The organism is Pantoea agglomerans NBRC 102470 (assembly GCF_001598475.1).
Lineage (GTDB): Bacteria > Pseudomonadota > Gammaproteobacteria > Enterobacterales > Enterobacteriaceae > Pantoea > Pantoea agglomerans.
The window spans coordinates 91,164-107,213 of sequence record NZ_BCZA01000004.1 but is presented as its reverse complement, the minus strand read 5'-3'; the positions used below and the strand labels follow the sequence as shown (position 1 = coordinate 107,213).

Sequence of the window (16,050 nt, the reverse complement as noted above, 5' to 3'; positions counted from 1 at the left end):
ATTGGCGGTTTATCGGGAAACGAGAGGGGTTTACATGCGGGTACACGCACGCTGGATAGCGGCGCTAATGTTAAGCCTGATGGCTTGCACAGCGCAGGCGCAGGAGCAGGCATCATCAGGCTGGCAGCCGGTTAACGACACTATTCGCAAAAGTGAACAGGATCCCCGCCACTATCAGGCTATCCGGCTTGATAATGGGATGACGGTGTTACTGGTTTCCGATCCTGTGGCACCGAAATCGCTGGCGGCGCTGACGCTGCCGATAGGATCGCTGGACGATCCCGATCAGCAGGCGGGACTGGCGCACTACCTTGAGCATATGGTGCTGATGGGTTCAAAGCACTACCCGCAGCCCGACAACCTGGCTGAATTCCTGAAAAAACATGGCGGCAGCCACAACGCCAGCACAGCCTCCTACCGCACCGCCTTTTATCTGGAAGTGGAAAATGACGCGCTGGAACCGGCGGTTGATCGCCTGGCGGATGCGGTGGCTGAGCCGCTGCTGGATCCGGTTAACGCTGACCGCGAGCGCCACGCCGTGAATGCCGAGCTGACCATGGCGCGCTCGCGCGATGGCCTGCGTATGGCACAGGTCGGCGCGGAAACCCTGAACCCGGCGCATCCGGCGTCACGTTTCTCGGGCGGCAATCTTGAGACCCTGAAAGATAAGCCAGGCAGCAAACTGCATCAGGCGCTGCAGGACTTTTATCATACGCATTACTCCGCCAATCTGATGAAAGCGGTGATCTACAGCAACAAACCGCTGCCGGAGATGGCGTCGATTGCGGCTAAAACCTTTGGCCGGGTGCAAAATCATGACGCCAGCGTGCCGGAGATTACGATGCCGGTGGTGACCGATGCGCAGCAGGGCATCATCATCCATTACGTTCCGGCTCAGCCGCGCAAGCAGCTCAAAATTGAATTCCGCATTGCCAACAACAGCGATCGGTTCCGCAGTAAAACCGACACGCTGATCAGCTATTTAATCAGTAACCGCAGCAAAAACACGCTGACTGACTGGTTGCAAAAACAGGGGCTGGCCGACGGGGTGAATGCGGGCGCTGACCCGATGACCGAGCGTAACAGCGGCGTATTTGCGATTACCGCGTCACTGACTGATAAAGGGCTGGCACAGCGCGACCAGGTCGTGGCGGCGATATTCAGCTACATCAATCTTCTGCGTCAGCAGGGGGATGATAAGCGCTATTTCGATGAAGTTTCGCATGTGCTGGCGCTCGACTTCCGCTATCCCTCAATTACCCGCGATATGGATTACATTGAATGGCTGGCCGACACCATGCTGCGCGTACCGGTTGAACATACGCTGGATGCACCCTATCTGGCGGATCAATACGATGCCGCCGCGATTAATGCCCGGCTGGAAGAGATGACCCCGCAGCATGCGCGTATCTGGTACATCAGCCCGCAGGAGCCGCACAACAAAAAAGCCTATTTTGTGGATGCGCCTTATCAGGTTGAGAAGATCACCCCACAAACCTTTGCAGACTGGCAGCAGCGCGCCAGCCAGATTACGCTGGCGATGCCCGTGCTGAACCCCTATATCCCGGACGACTTCACCCTGTTACCGTCAGACGGCAAAACGTATCAGCATCCGGTGAGACTGGATAACCAGGATGATATGCGTATTTACTGGATGCCCAGTCGTTATTACGCCAGCGAGCCAAAAGCGGCGATCACCCTGGCGTTACGCAATAAGCACACCATCAGTGATGCCCGTCAGCAGGTGCTGTTTGGCCTGAATGACTACCTTTCCAGCCTGGCGCTGGACGAGCTAAATTCACAGGCTTCAGTGGGCGGCATCAGCTTCTCAACGGGTGAAGATGAAGGGCTGGTGTTCAGCGCCAACGGCTTCACCCAGCGTCTGCCGACGCTGCTGAAGAAACTGGTGGAAGGTTATGCCACTTTCCAGCCGACAGAACAGCAGCTGGAGCAGGCTAAATCCTGGTATCTGGAGCGGCTGGACGCGGCGGAAAAGGGCAAAGCGTTTGAACAGGCGATTCAGCCGATGCAACTGCTGTCGCAGCTGCCATATACCCAGCGCGAGGCTCGCCGCAAGCTGGTAAGCACACTCTCACTTAAGGATGTTACTGACTATCGCGATACGCTGTTCCGCGACGCGACGCCGGAGATGCTGGTAGTGGGCAACCTCAGTGCTGACAGCGTGACGCAGCTGGGGCATGAGCTCAAACAGCAGATGCAGAGTCATGCGACCCGCGACTGGCTTAGTCAGTATGTCTCGATTAAAAAACCGCTGAAAGCCAACCTGCAACAAAAAGGCAGCAGCACCGACTCCGCTCTTGCCGCGCTCTATGTTCCACTGGGATACAGTGAATATCAGAGCATGGCGCACAGCTCCATGCTGAGCCAGATTGTGCAGCCGTGGTTCTACAATCAGCTGCGGACCAAAGAGCAGCTCGGCTACGCGGTGTTTGCCTTCCAGATGCCAGTGGGTCGCCAGTGGGGAATCGGCTTCCTGCTGCAAAGTAACAGCAAACAACCGGGCTGGCTGTTGCAGCGCTATCAGGCCTTCTACCCGCAGGCGGAAAAACGTCTGCGCAGTATGAGCCAGGCAGACTTTGCCCAGTATCAGCAGGCGATGATCAATGATTTGCAGCAGCGTCCTCAGACGCTCTTTGAGGAAGCGGATCGCTTTAGCCGCGACTTTGATCGGCAGAATGATCAATTTGATACCCGGCAAAAAATGACAGAGCAGGTTCAGCGGTTAACCCCGGCCAGCCTGGCAGACTTTTTCCGGCAGGCCGTGATCGAACATAAGGGCATGGTGATGACCTCGCAGATTGCAGGCACCGGCAATGGCAAAGTTGAGTTTGCCCGTCAGCCTGGCTGGAAAACCTGGAGTGAAGTGGCACAACTGCAGCAGTCGCTGCCGGTAAAGAGTGAGACCCAATGACGCAGTTACCTCCCGTATCGCTGAATCCTTTAACGCTGCCGCTCAGAGGCGAGCGGCTGATTGAGGCGTCAGCGGGCACCGGAAAAACCTTTACCATTGGTCTGCTCTATCTGCGCCTGCTGCTGGGGCTGGGCGGTGAAAACGCCTACAGCCGGCCGCTCTCTGTCGAAGAAATTTTAGTCGTGACCTTTACCGAGGCCGCGACCGCCGAATTGCGCGGGCGCATCCGCGAGAATATTCATCAGCTACGTCTGGCCTGTATCCGCGGCAAAAGCAGCAATCCGATGCACCAGTTACTGCTGGAGCAGATGCCGGATCTGAGTCAGGCCGCCGCGCAGCTGCTGGCTGCCGAGCGGCAGATGGATGAAGCCGCCATTTTTACCATTCACGGCTTCTGTCAGCGGATGCTGAATCTCAATGCCTTTGAGTCGGGCATGCTGTTCGAGCAGGAGTTGATTGAAGATGAGCAGGCGCTGCTGAAGCAGTCGGCCGCCGATTTCTGGCGTCGTCAGTGCTATCCACTGAGTCTGGATGTGGCACGGATCATCGCCGCAGAGTGGAGCGGGCCGGACAGCCTGCTGACCACGCTGCGCCCCTGGCTGCAGGGGGAGTCGCCGGGGCTGAAACGTCCGCCTGCCGCCGATGAGACGCTGGCATCACGCCACGCACGCAATCTGGCGCGCATCGAGGCCATCAAGCAGCAGTGGCAGGCGCTCAGCGCCGATGTTGAGGGCATTATCACTGCATCTGGCGTTGATAAGCGCAGCTACAGCAGTAAACATCTGCCCAACTGGGTCGCCCGCGTCACGCAGTGGGCCAGCAGCGACACGCTGGATTATCAGCTGCCCAAAGAGCTGGAGCGCTTTGGACAGCAGGTGCTGGAGGAGAAAACTAAAAAGGGTGAAGCGCCGCGTCATTCGCTTTTTGAGGCGATCGATCAGTTTCTGGCAGAACCGCTGTCGCTGCGGGATGTCATCATTGCACAGGCGCTGACCGATGTGCGCGCCACGGTGCAGCGCGAGAAACGGTTACGTGCACTGTTAGGCTTCGACGATCTGCTCAGTAAACTGGATGAAGCGCTGCAGCAGCCAGGTGGCGTTTTGCTGGCAGAAACCATCCGGGCGCGTTACCCGGTGGCCCTGATTGATGAATTCCAGGATACCGATCCGCAGCAGTACCGCATCTTCCGCACGCTCTATATTAATCAGCCTGAACAGGCACTGTTTCTGATCGGCGATCCTAAGCAGGCGATCTATGCGTTTCGCGGTGCGGATATTTTTACCTATCTGCGGGCCAGAAACGAAGTCAGTGCTCACTACACGCTGGATACCAACTGGCGTTCATCACCTGAGATGGTCGGGAGCGTCAACCGCCTCTTTTCTCAGCTCGATTCGCCTTTTCTGTTCTCGGCGATCCCCTTTCAGCCAGTTAAGCCTGCTGCGCCCAATCAGTCGCTGAAACTGATTTTTGACGAGCAGCAGCAACCGGCGTTACGGTTCTGGCTGCAGCCTGGCGAGGGCGTGGGTAACAGCGATTACCAGCAGTTTATGGCACAGCAGTGTGCGGCCGATATCAGCCGCTGGCTGGTGGCCGGACAGCAGGGGCGCGCCCGCCTGGGCAAAGGCGAGGCGCTGCAGCCGGTGCGGGCTTCCGATATCACCGTGCTGGTGCGCAGTCGTAATGAGGCCGGTTTAATCCGCGACGCGCTGAATGCGCTGTCGATTCCTTCGGTCTATCTCTCCAGCCGGGACAGCGTCTACACCACGCCGGAAGCGCGCGAACTGCTCTGGTTACTGCAGGCGATACAGGCACCCGAGCAGGAACGTCTGCTGCGCAGCGCGCTGGCGACCTCAATCTTTGCTATTGATGCAGCAACGCTCGACGCGCTGACACAGAATGAACGCGAGTGGGATGCGCTGGTGGAGCAGTTTGCCGTCTGGCAGCAGCTGTGGCATCAGCGCGGCGTGTTACCGATGCTGCGTGACGTGATGATCAAGCGGCAGCTTGCGGAGAATATGCTGGCCTCGGAGAACGGTGAACGTCGCCTGACCGATCTGATGCATCTGGGCGAACTGCTGCAGGAAGCTTCGGTGCAGCTGGAGAGTCCGCACGCCCTGGTGCGCTTCCTGGCGCAGCAGATTGCCCGGCCAAACAGCCAGGCCTCCAGCCAGCAGCTGCGTCTGGAAAGCGACCGCCATCTGGTGCAGATCATCACCATCCATAAATCGAAAGGACTGCAATATCCGCTGGTCTGGCTGCCATTTGCTGCCGGGTTCCGCGAGGCGGCCAGCGCGCTTTATCACGATCGCGACACGTTCACAGCACTGCTGGATGTGCAGGGTGATGCACAAAGTCTGGCGCTGGCCGAAGAGGAGCGCCTGGCGGAGGATCTGCGTCTGCTCTACGTGGCGCTGACCCGTTCGGTCTATCACTGCAGCGTCGGCATTGCGCCACTGATCAAAGGCACCCGCAAAAAAGAGGGCGAAAGCGACCTGCACAAGAGCGCGCTGGGCTACCTGGTGCAGCAGGGCGAGGCGGCGGATGCGCAGCAGCTCAGTCAGCGACTGAATGCGTTAACCGGTGAAGGGATTGCGCTGGTTGAAGAGGCTCTGCTGCCGGGAGAAATGTGGCAGGATGCGCAGCAGGGCGATGAGGTTTTAAGCAGCCGCGACATTACGCGCGCGCTGGCTGACGTCTGGCGGGTAACCAGTTATTCAGGCCTGCAACAGCATCACAGCTCGGCGCTGCTGGATGCGATGCCCAACTTTGATCTTGATGCAGCGGGCGAAGAAGAGAAGGGTGAAGAGGCTGCATTGACACCCCACCACTTTCCGCGCGGAGCGGCACCCGGTACGTTTTTGCACGGTCTGTTTGAGTCGATCGACTTTACCGAACCGCCGGACAGCGTCTGGCTGGAAGATCAGCTGCAGCATAATGGCTATCCGCTGAGCTGGTTGCCGGTTCTGGAACAGTGGATTGACCGGGTCTTACAAACGCCGCTCAATGCTGAGGGGCTGACGCTGTCGGCGATAAAAAGCAGCGAACGCCTGATTGAGATGGAGTTCTATCTGCCGATCAACAATCTGCTGACTGCGGCGGATCTTGACGCTCTGCTGCGCCGGCACGACAGCCTCTCTCAGCAGGCCGCCCCCCTGGATTTTCGTCAGGTGCGGGGCATGCTGAAGGGCTTTATCGATCTGGTCTTCCGCTGGCAGGGAAAATATTATCTGCTCGACTACAAATCGAACTGGCTGGGGGATAGCCACGCCGCTTACACGCCAGAGGCGATGGCACAGGTGATGATCGGCCACCGCTACGATCTGCAATATCAGCTCTATACGCTGGCGCTGCATCGCTATCTGCAGCATCGTTTGCCGGACTACGACTATCAGCGTCACTTTGGTGGGGTGTTTTATCTGTTTTTGCGCGGGATGGATGGCAGCTCGCCGGACAACGGCATTTTCGCCACCCGACCTGCTGAAGCCTTTGTGGAAGAAATTGATGCACTGTTTGGTGAAACCGGGGAGATGTTATGAGTGACATGCTGAGTCTGCTGCTGCAGGCGGTAGAGAAGCGTCTCCTGCGACCGCTGGATATACAGTTTGCCCAACTGGTGGCCCCGGAATCACAGCCTGGGCTGCTGCTCGCTGCGGCCTGCGTCAGCGCTGACGCGGGTGAGGGGCACGTCTGTTTACCGCTGAGCAACCTCTGCGAAGCGAATCTGTTCGCTGGTCGCCAGCCTGCGCTGGCTCAGGCGATCTGGCACGCCGCTGGTGCGCCGGAAGACTGGACAGCACGCTTTGCTGACTGGTCGGCTGTGAGTGATGGCAGCCTGGTTACGCCGCTGGTGCTGAGCAATCAGCGTTTATATCTGCATCGGCTGTGGCAAAGCGAAGGCCGGGTCGCCAACTTCTTCGCTGCGCAGGAAGTGAAAACTGCGTTTGATATGCATGCTGCAGGCGACGTGCTGAACAGCCTGTTTGACGACCAGCCGGAGAACTGGCAGAAAATTGCGGCGGCCGTGGCGCTGACCCGCAAGACTGCGGTTATTTCCGGCGGGCCGGGTACCGGTAAAACCACCACAGTGGCGAAACTCCTCGCTGCCCTGATTCGCCTGAATCCCGGTGCACTGCGGATTCAGCTGGCGGCACCGACCGGCAAAGCCGCCGCGCGGCTGACCGAGTCACTGGGCAGTGCACTGCAGGAACTGGCGGTCAGCGACGAAGAACGCCGGCGTTTTCCTGCCGAAGCCACCACGCTGCATCGCCTGCTGGGCGCACAGCCCGACACCCAGCGGCTGCGCTACCATGCCGGTAACCCACTGCACCTTGATGTGCTGGTGGTTGATGAAGCGTCGATGGTCGATCTCTCAATGATGGCAAAACTGATCGCCGCGCTGCCTGCCCATGCCCGCGTCGTGTTTCTGGGCGATCGCGATCAGCTGGCCTCGGTCGAAGCCGGTGCGGTGCTGGGCGACATCTGCCGCTGCACCGAAAGCGGCTACAGCCTGGCGCGGGCTGAACAGCTCGCGCTGCTGACCGGCTGCACACTGCAGGGCAGTGACGATGTGCAGGCACCCGCAGTCCGCGACAGTATCTGTCTGCTGCAGAAGAGTTATCGTTTTGATGACTCATCTGGCATCGGCCAGCTGGCAAAAGCGATCAATCGTGGCGATGCAGAGCAGGTCAGGGCGGTGTTTGCTGCGGCTTATGAGGATATCAGTTACCAGCCGCTGAACAGCGCTGACGCTTATCAGGCGATGCTGGATGAGGTAGCCCAGGGTTATCAGCCCTTCCTGCAGTTGATCAGACAGCAGTCGTCGCCCGCAGAAGTGATTGCCGCTTTTGGCCGTTATCAGCTGCTGTGTGCATTACGTGACGGGCCATTTGGCGTGCAGGGTCTGAACCAGCGTATTGAGCAGCGACTGATGCAGCTGCAGCGCATCCGTCGTCCTGGCATGGGCAGCCGCTGGTATGAAGGGCGTCCGGTGATGATCACCCGAAATGACAGCGCGCTCGGCCTGTTTAATGGCGATATCGGCATGACGATGCGGGATGAAGAGGGCAACCTGAAGGTCTTTTTCCCGCTGCCGGATGGATCGATCAAGGCGATTCAGCCGAGCCGGTTACCCTCACATGAAACGGCCTGGGCGATGACGGTGCACAAATCACAGGGCTCGGAGTTTGATCATACCGCGCTGGTGATGCCCACGCAGTTTCTGCCGGTGCTGACCCGTGAACTGGTCTATACCGCGATTACACGTGCACGGCGGCAACTGACCATCTACAGCGAACCCGGCGTATTTCAGCGTGCCGTGCAGCTGCAAACGCAGCGACGCAGCGGTCTGGTGGAGCGACTAGGGGAATCTGGCTGAGAAGAGAGGGGACAGACCACGCGGGGGGGCCTGTCCCTTACGGATTGAATCAGGTGAGATCGGCCATCAACACTTTTGAACGGCGCTGATAGTTATACATCTCTTTTTTACTCTCGGGCAGGGACTCAATATCTACCGGCGTAAAGCCGCGTTCCTGGAACCAGTGGATGCTGCGGGTGGTTAAAACAAACAGTTTTTCCAGCCCCATCTGGCGTGCCTGAAGTGCCACGCGCTGCAGCAACATCTCACCACGTGAAGAGCTGCGATAGTCAGGATGAACCGCCACACAGGCCATTTCGCCAATCTTTTCATCCATAAACGGATAGAGTGCTGCACAGGCGATGGTCAGATTATCGCGCTGAATGATGGTGAACTTATCAATTTCCATTTCCAGCTGCTCGCGCGAGCGACGCACCAGAATACCCTGCTGCTCCAGCGGACGGATCAGTTCGAGGATGCCGCCGATATCATTGATATTGGCGCGACGGATCTGCTCTGCCGACTCCATAACGATCTGGGTACCGATACCGTCGCGTGAGAAGAGCTCCTGCAACAGCGCGCCATCTTCCTGATAACTGATTAAATGGCTGCGGCGAACACCACTGCGGCAGGCTTTCACCGCCCCACGCAGGAAGCGAACGGTCCCGGAAAGATAATCGCCTTCCTTTTCAATCTCATCGATACGGGCCTGCGCATCATTCGGGAAGAGCTCGGAGATGATTTCACCCTCGCTGTTCAGCACGCCCTGCTCAGAGCAGAAGCCGATCATTTTCTCCGCTTTGAGTTTAATCGCCAGCTGGGTAGCCACTTCTTCCGAGGTCAGGTTAAAGCTTTCGCCGGTAACTGAAACCGCAACCGGGCCCATCAGCACAATCGCATCGTTATCCAGCTGACGATGAATGGCCTCTTCATCAATACGACGGATACGGCCGCTGTGACAGTAATCCACGCCATCATCCACGCCCAGCGGCTGTGAAATAATGAAGTTGCCGCTGACCACGTTGATATGCGCGCCCTGCAGCGGCGTGTTGTTGAGACTCATTGAGAGGCGGGCCGTGATATCTAACTGCAGTCGGCCGGCGGCCTGCTTCACTAACTCCAGCGATTGCGCGTCGGTGACCCGGGTAAACTTATGGTAAACCGGCTCCAGCTGCTGCTGAGCCAGGCTGGCATCAATCTGCGGTCGTGCGCCATACACCACGACGAGGCGAATGCCCAGGCTGTGCAGCAGACCGATATCATTAACGATGCCAGAGAAGTTCTCATGCTCAATCGCTTCGCCACCCAGCATGATGACAAAGGTTTTACCCCGGTGGGCATTGATATAGGGAACGGTATGGCGAAAACCCTGAACCAGTTCGGTACTACGTTCCTTCACGGCCAACCCTCAGTGAATGTTTATTCGTATTTTTTGTATTTTTATGCTTTTACGCCCGGTTTTGCAAGTCTTAATCCTGACGAAAATTTACGTTTTTCTGGGTGTCAAAGCCGCTAACAGCCTGCATTATTTAGGGTTTCCGGGGTGACATCATGCTGCGGATTGGATAAAGTTTTCGCCGCCATTTTAGTAACTGGCGCTTTTTTAGACATTACACAGCAGCTGGAGCGGCATGTCAGACGTTAATTCCCATTTTTCACGCAGACGATTTTTACAGGGGACGGGCGCCTTACTGCTGTTAAGCGTCAGCCGGACAGGGTTGGCGGCGAAGAACCACATTGTGGCGGTGCGTATCTGGCCCTCATCGACCTACTCGCGGATGACGCTGGAGTCCAATGTCGCGCTGAAGTACAAGCAGTTTGCGCTGAGCAATCCCGAACGCCTGGTGATTGATATTCAGGGGCTGCATCTCAATCCGGTTCTGAAAGGGGTAGATAAGCAGGTTCGGGTCGACGATCCCTTTATTAAAAATGCCCGTGTCGGTCAGTTCGACAGCAACACAGTGCGCGTGGTACTGGAATTAAAGCGCAACGTCGCGCCGAAGATCTTTAATCTCTCGCCGGTCGCCGGGATCAATCACCGGCTGGTGGTCGATCTCTATCCGAGCCAGAACCAGGTTGAGGACGATCCTCTGCTGGCTCTGCTGAAAGATTATAACCAGGGCGATCTGGAGAAAGATGAAGGGGTGCAGGCGCCCTTACCCGGCAAAGCGGGGCGCGATCGTCCAATCATTATCATGATCGATCCCGGTCACGGCGGGGAAGATCCGGGCGCGCACGGCAAATATAAGACCCGCGAGAAAGATATTGTGCTGAAGATTGGACGGCGACTCAAAGCGCTGATCGATAAAGAGTCCAATATGAAAGCCTATATGACGCGCAATGAAGATGTCTTTATTCCGCTGCGCGTCAGGGTTGCCAAAGCCCGTAAACAGCGTGCCGACCTCTTTGTGTCGATCCATGCGGATGCCTTTACCAGCCGCGCGGCACGCGGCTCTTCAGTGTTTGCCTTATCAACCAGCGGTGCCACTTCGGCGGCGGCTCGTTTCCTGGCTCAGACTCAGAATGAATCAGACCTGATTGGCGGCGTCAGCAAAAGCGGTGACCGCTATCTCGATCACACCATGTTCGATATGGTGCAGCGTCAGACGATTCATGACAGCCTTAAATTCGGCAAAGAGGTGCTGCATCGCATGGGGCGCATCAACCATCTGCACAAACGCACCGTGGATCAGGCCGGATTTGCGGTGCTGAAAGCCCCTGATATCCCGTCAATTCTGGTAGAGACAGCGTTTATCAGTAATGTGGAGGAGGAGCGCAAGTTGCGAACCACCCGTTACCAGCATCAGGTGGCAGAGGCGATTCTGAACGGCATCAAAGCGTATGTGGAGAGTGGGGCTGCACTGGCCCATCGGTAAGGGAGTGCGGGTAGCCGGGCTATCCGCGCGCTTTTCAGGGCAGAGAGAGGCTGAAGCGGCTTTTGGGAACGTCAGAAACAAAAAAACACCCTTTCAGGTGTTTAAATGATTGGTTGCGGGGGCCGGATTTGAACCGACGACCTTCGGGTTATGAGCCCGACGAGCTACCAGGCTGCTCCACCCCGCGTCCGTATCATACTTTTTTCACATTGTGACTTCTGTAAAACAACTGCAGAAGTATTGGTTGCGGGGGCCGGATTTGAACCGACGACCTTCGGGTTATGAGCCCGACGAGCTACCAGGCTGCTCCACCCCGCGTCCGTATTGCTTCTATTACTTTTACTTCTCACATTGTGACTTCTGTAAAACTGCTGCAGAAGTATTGGTTGCGGGGGCCGGATTTGAACCGACGACCTTCGGGTTATGAGCCCGACGAGCTACCAGGCTGCTCCACCCCGCGTCCGTGGAAGCGCACTATACTCTCCGCGCTAATTCATGCAACCCCTTTTTGCAGATAAAAGCCAAATTAACAGCCAGTTGCTGAAGGATTCAACCATCTGGTTAATTATTAAACTGATATGCGTGACGTCTGAGCGGATGCATTTCATTCTGTCGGGGGCTTTGCTATCGTCGCGGGGCGAACAGTTATAAAAAGAGAAGATAATGAAATCACATTGGGTGAAGTATGCACTCACTGGCGCGTTAATAACGCTGCTGGCGGCCTGTAGCTCCAAACCGACCGATCGCGGTCAGCAATATAAAGATGGCAAACTGGAACAACCGCTGGCGCTGGTGAATCAGCCCAATGCCAAAGGCGCACCAGTTAATGGCAGAGACTTTGGCGAGCAGGTCCGTCAGATTCAGTCCGCCTCATCCGCCCTGTATAGCCGTCAGAACGGCACCTATAGCGCGATTGAGAGCTGGCTGATGGCGGGTGCCGATACCCGACAGCTTCGTCAGTATGGGCTTAACGCCTGGCAGATGGAGGGAACGGATAACTACGGTAACGTGCAGTTCACCGGTTACTACACGCCGGTAGTAGAAGCGCGTTATACCCGTCAGGGTGAATTCCAGTATCCCATCTACCGCATGCCACCGCGCAAACGCGGAGAAAAATTACCGAGCCGCGCCTCTATCTATAGTGGCGGACTCGATGACCGCTACATCATCGCCTACAGCAATTCCCTGATTGATAACTTCATGATGGATGTGCAGGGCAGTGGTTATGTCGACTTTGGCGATGGCCGCCCGATGACCTTCTTTGGTTACGCCGGTAAAAATGGCTGGGGTTATCACAGCATTGGCAAAGAGCTGATCGATCGCGGTGAAGTGAAGCGCGAAGATATGTCGATGCAGGCGATTCGTCAGTGGGCGCAGGAGCACTCACCGCAGGAGGTCCGTGCGCTGCTGGAAACCAACCCATCATTCGTCTTCTTTAAGGCTGAGCCATTTACGCCGGTGCGCGGTGCCAGCGCAGTTCCGCTGGTGGCGAAAGCCTCCGTTGCGTCTGACCGCTCAATTATTCCGGCGGGCACCGTACTGCTGGCTGAAGTGCCGCAGTTAAATGAGAAGGGCAAATTCAACGGCAAATATGAGATGCGCCTGATGGTGGCACTCGACGTGGGTGGCGCGATTAAAGGCCAGCACTTTGATATCTATCAGGGTATCGGCCCGGACGCCGCGCATCTGGCGGGCTTCTATAATCACTACGGACGCGTCTGGGTAATCAAAGCCGCGCCGGGTGCCGGACAACCGCTGTTCTCCAGCCCGCAAAACGGTAATAATGGTTCACTGCTTCTCGGCGCTAACTAATTTCTTCTCTGCGGGCCTTCGGGCCCGCACGACGTAACAGGTTCAACTATGAAAGTGTTAAATGACGCCTGGCATCAGCGCTTTGGCGGCACGGCGCGTCTCTATGGCCAGGATGCGCTGCAACGTTTTGCTGACGCACACTTCTGCGTCATCGGTATTGGCGGTGTCGGATCCTGGGCGGCGGAAGCGCTGGTGCGCACCGGGATTGGTAAAATCACCCTGATTGATATGGATGATGTCTGTATTACCAACACCAACCGACAGCTTCATGCGCTGCAGGGCAACGTCGGCAAAGCTAAAACGGACGTGATGGCAGAACGACTGCGTGCGATTAATCCTGACTGCGAAGTGATCTGCATTGATGACTTTATTACGCCAGAGAACACCGCCGAACTGATGGCAGCCGGTTTCGACTATGTGATCGACGCTATCGACAGCGTGCGACCGAAAGCGGCGCTGATCGCCTGGTGTCGCCGGAATAAGATCCCGCTGATCACCACCGGTGGCGCGGGTGGGCAGATCGATCCCACTCAGATCCAGGTCGCCGATCTGGCGAAAACCATCCAGGATCCGCTGGCGGCAAAGCTGCGCGAACGACTGAAAAGCCTGGGCGTGGTGAAAAACAGCAAGGGCAAACTTGGCATCGACTGCGTCTTTTCTACCGAAGCGCTGGTCTATCCGCAGGCTGATGGCAGCGTCTGTGCTTCACGCAGCACAGCGGAGGGGCCGAAGAGAATGGATTGCACATCCGGCTTTGGCGCGGCCACCATGGTGACCGCCACCTTCGGCTTTGTTGCCGTCTCGCATGCACTGAAGAAGTTTCTGGCGCGTGCTGCCCGTCAGGACGCCGTCAGCGCCTGACGCGCGGCGTGCTCCACTGCGGCGGCCAGCGCCTGCAGGCCGCTGCTGCGGGAGGCACTGAGCTGGGCGCGCAGGCCCAGTTCATCAAACAGTTTTAAGGGATCCATCGCCAGCAGCTGTTGCGGCGTCTGGCCCTCGACGGCGGTCAGCAGCACGGCCAGCAGACCGCGCACAATACGTCCTTCACTGTCACCATAGAAATGCAGCGTGCCATCCTCGCATAACTGGCTGCCCAGCCAGACCCGATTTTCACAACCGCTCAGTTCAATTTCCGCTGTTTTCAGTTCCCCGGGTAAGTCAGGCAACTGGCGGCTCAGCTGGATCAGCTGACGATAACGATCTTCCCACTGATGAAAGCGGCCAAAGCTCTCTTTCAGGCTGGCAACGGTAATCTGTTCGCCAAACGGGTGTGGCGCTAACGGCGATGAATGCATAATCAAAACTCCGATAACAGCGAGATGGCGCTCTTCATAGCGCGCACCAGCGCATCAACATCCTGCAGATTATTATAGGGTGCAAAAGAGGCCCGCAGCGTGCCGCTGACGCCCAGCGCCGCCAGCAACGGCTGCGCGCAGTGCTGGCCAGCGCGCAGGGCGATTCCCTGCTCAGCCAGCAGCGTCACCAGATCGCTGTGATGCAGGCCAGCGAATTCAAATGCCAGCAGGCTGGCATTTGAACAGCGGAAGCTGCGGAAACCGGGTAATTCCGCCAGCTGCTCTTCCGCCAGCGTCGCAAGCTGCTGACTCCAGCGCTCCGCTTCGGGCAGATCGTACTGTGCCAGCCAGCTCAGTGCTGCACTCAGGCCCACCACGCCCGCCACATTCGGGGTGCCAGCCTCAAAACGCCACGGCACCGGCTGCGGCGTGAATCCGCTGAAATCGACATCCGTTATCATCTTACCGCCGCCCTGCCAGGGCTCCATCGCCTCCAGCAGTTCCGCTTTGCCATATAACGCGCCAATGCCCATCGGGCCGTAAATCTTATGTCCGGAAAAGGCGTAAAAGTCGATATCCAGCGCCTGTACGTCAGGCGGACAATGCACCACGCCCTGTGCGCCATCGACCATCACTTTCGCGCCCACGGCGTGAGCGAGCGGGATCGCCTGAGCGAGTGCGGGACATCCGCCGGTGACGTTCGACATCTGTCCGACCGCCAGCAGGCGGGTACGGCTGTTGAGCAGGGCGGGCAGCTGGCTGATATCCGGCAGGCGATCCGCGCCTAACGGCCATTTTACGACGCGGGCACCGCACGCCTGCGCAGCCATCAGCCAGGGCACCAGGTTGGCGTGGTGTTCTGCCTCGCTGACCACAATCTCATCACCAGGCTGTAAGCGCGGGCGCAGCCAGCTGTTCGCCACCAGGTTTATCGCTTCGGTGGTACCGCGCGTCCAGACAATCTCACGATCGTCAGCGGCGTTAAGCCAGCGGGCAACCTGGTTGCGCGCCTGCTCATAGCGATGGGTTAAGGCCTGGGCGGCGGCAAACTGGCTGCGATGGACTGTACCCGCGCTGAGGCTGTAAAACTGCTGCGTGCTGTCGATGACGGCCTGCGGCTTCAGCGTGGTCGCTGCGCTGTCGAGATAAACGCCTGCGTCGGCGAGTGCGGGAAACTGCTGGCGAAATGCGGTGGGATTGAATGCGGTCATGCCTGGTCCATGATAAGAAAAATTAGGACCACACTGAAAGAATGGTCTGCGTCTGGCAAAGCTGGAAAAGCGCGTTATGCTGAATATTGCAAGGTTTGAACCAAACCCGCATAACGATCGGACGTTTACTAGTCGATCTCACTTATCGGCTGCCTCTGGTTAGCGTAACGCGGGTGGTTTGATGCAATCAATCTACAAGGAGATAGCAGATGAAAAAATTAACCGCAGTACTGGCCGTGTGTACCCTGGCTTTTACCCTGAGCGCCTGTTCAAGCAATTACGTGATGCATACCAATGATGGTCGCACCATTGTGGCTGCCGGCAAGCCTAAAGTCGATAACGATACCGGCATGATCAGCTATAAAGATGCGAATGGCAACGAGCAGCAAATCAACCGCTCTGATGTCAAAGAGATGGTAGAGTCTGGCAACTAAGCAGCAAAAAAAAAGCACCGCAATTTGCGGTGCTATTTAAAAATCACTATGGACAGACAGGGTAAATCTACAGGAATTAAGAGTTCGATCCGCAATCGTCGGATCAAAAATTGCAAACACAACATCACGACCACAAG

10 protein-coding genes and 3 tRNA genes are annotated in these 16,050 nt (G+C 57.3%); 7 read left to right on the top strand and 6 right to left on the bottom strand.

Annotated features, from left to right (window positions below; genetic code table 11):
* The first annotated feature begins 34 nt into the window (after positions 1-34).
* The 3 genes from ptrA to recD are packed head-to-tail and all read left to right on the top strand — an operon-like array spanning position 35 to position 8,306.
* Positions 35-2,932: a pitrilysin gene (gene ptrA / locus PAG01S_RS08970; RefSeq protein ID WP_062758363.1), complete on the top strand. Its 2,898-nt coding sequence runs from the start codon at positions 35-37 to the stop codon at positions 2,930-2,932.
* Positions 2,929-6,468, top strand: a complete 3,540-nt coding sequence (gene recB / locus PAG01S_RS08965; protein WP_062758361.1) for an exodeoxyribonuclease V subunit beta — start codon at positions 2,929-2,931, stop codon at positions 6,466-6,468. Before ptrA ends, recB begins: the two co-directional genes overlap by 4 nt.
* On the top strand, positions 6,465-8,306 hold the full coding sequence (gene recD, locus PAG01S_RS08960; protein ID WP_062758359.1) for an exodeoxyribonuclease V subunit alpha: 1,842 nt from the start codon (positions 6,465-6,467) through the stop codon (positions 8,304-8,306). Before recB ends, recD begins: the two co-directional genes overlap by 4 nt.
* A 49-nt stretch (positions 8,307-8,355) precedes the next feature.
* On the opposite strand, the gene argA is transcribed toward recD, so the two are convergent.
* Positions 8,356-9,684, bottom strand: coding sequence for an amino-acid N-acetyltransferase (gene argA / locus PAG01S_RS08955; RefSeq protein WP_010248624.1), 1,329 nt, complete (start codon positions 9,682-9,684; stop codon positions 8,356-8,358).
* Between the two features lie 232 nt (positions 9,685-9,916).
* Between argA and amiC the strand changes: the two genes are divergently transcribed.
* Complete coding sequence (gene amiC, locus PAG01S_RS08950; protein ID WP_010248623.1) at positions 9,917-11,161, top strand: N-acetylmuramoyl-L-alanine amidase AmiC; 1,245 nt, start codon at positions 9,917-9,919, stop codon at positions 11,159-11,161.
* A gap of 110 nt (positions 11,162-11,271) precedes the next feature.
* Here the strand turns inward: amiC and PAG01S_RS08945 are convergent.
* The 3 genes from PAG01S_RS08945 to PAG01S_RS08935 form a co-directional block, all read right to left on the bottom strand.
* A tRNA-Met gene (locus tag PAG01S_RS08945) sits at positions 11,272-11,348 on the bottom strand.
* A gap of 54 nt (positions 11,349-11,402) precedes the next feature.
* Positions 11,403-11,479, bottom strand: a tRNA-Met gene (locus PAG01S_RS08940).
* Positions 11,480-11,544: 65 nt separating this feature from the next.
* Positions 11,545-11,621: transfer RNA gene (locus PAG01S_RS08935), tRNA-Met, on the bottom strand.
* A 203-nt stretch (positions 11,622-11,824) separates the two neighbouring features.
* Between PAG01S_RS08935 and mltA the strand changes: the two genes are divergently transcribed.
* Together mltA and tcdA are read left to right on the top strand one after the other, a co-directional pair.
* Positions 11,825-12,973, top strand: coding sequence for a murein transglycosylase A (gene mltA / locus PAG01S_RS08930; protein ID WP_010248620.1), 1,149 nt, complete (start codon positions 11,825-11,827; stop codon positions 12,971-12,973).
* 48 nt (positions 12,974-13,021) lie between these two features.
* A complete protein-coding gene (gene tcdA, locus PAG01S_RS08925; RefSeq protein WP_033786744.1) occupies positions 13,022-13,834 on the top strand; it encodes a tRNA cyclic N6-threonylcarbamoyladenosine(37) synthase TcdA in 813 nt (270 codons plus the stop codon).
* Here the strand turns inward: tcdA and csdE are convergent.
* Complete coding sequence (gene csdE, locus PAG01S_RS08920) at positions 13,813-14,268, bottom strand: cysteine desulfurase sulfur acceptor subunit CsdE (protein ID WP_062758357.1); 456 nt, start codon at positions 14,266-14,268, stop codon at positions 13,813-13,815. The two genes, tcdA and csdE, sit on opposite strands and share 22 nt — an antisense overlap.
* 2 nt (positions 14,269-14,270) lie before the next feature.
* Positions 14,271-15,479: a cysteine desulfurase CsdA gene (gene csdA, locus PAG01S_RS08915; protein WP_062758355.1), complete on the bottom strand. Its 1,209-nt coding sequence runs from the start codon at positions 15,477-15,479 to the stop codon at positions 14,271-14,273.
* 209 nt (positions 15,480-15,688) lie between these two features.
* Here csdA and PAG01S_RS08910 point away from each other — a divergent pair, with 209 nt between their 5' ends.
* A complete protein-coding gene (locus PAG01S_RS08910) occupies positions 15,689-15,913 on the top strand; it encodes a YgdI/YgdR family lipoprotein (RefSeq protein WP_010248613.1) in 225 nt (74 codons plus the stop codon).
* Positions 15,914-16,050 lie beyond the last annotated feature (137 nt).

What these genes read in the sequence shown, in the direction of transcription:
- ptrA (WP_062758363.1), top strand. Translation starts at nt 35, where the DNA reads ATGCGGGTACACGCACGCTGGATAGCGGCGCTAATGTTAAGCCTGATG.
- amiC (WP_010248623.1), top strand. Translation starts at nt 9,917, where the DNA reads ATGTCAGACGTTAATTCCCATTTTTCACGCAGACGATTTTTACAGGGG.
- recB (WP_062758361.1), top strand. Translation starts at nt 2,929, where the DNA reads ATGACGCAGTTACCTCCCGTATCGCTGAATCCTTTAACGCTGCCGCTC.
- csdE (WP_062758357.1), bottom strand. Translation starts at nt 14,268, where the DNA reads ATGCATTCATCGCCGTTAGCGCCACACCCGTTTGGCGAACAGATTACC.
- mltA (WP_010248620.1), top strand. Translation starts at nt 11,825, where the DNA reads ATGAAATCACATTGGGTGAAGTATGCACTCACTGGCGCGTTAATAACG.
- csdA (WP_062758355.1), bottom strand. Translation starts at nt 15,479, where the DNA reads ATGACCGCATTCAATCCCACCGCATTTCGCCAGCAGTTTCCCGCACTC.
- PAG01S_RS08910 (WP_010248613.1), top strand. Translation starts at nt 15,689, where the DNA reads ATGAAAAAATTAACCGCAGTACTGGCCGTGTGTACCCTGGCTTTTACC.
- tcdA (WP_033786744.1), top strand. Translation starts at nt 13,022, where the DNA reads ATGAAAGTGTTAAATGACGCCTGGCATCAGCGCTTTGGCGGCACGGCG.
- recD (WP_062758359.1), top strand. Translation starts at nt 6,465, where the DNA reads ATGAGTGACATGCTGAGTCTGCTGCTGCAGGCGGTAGAGAAGCGTCTC.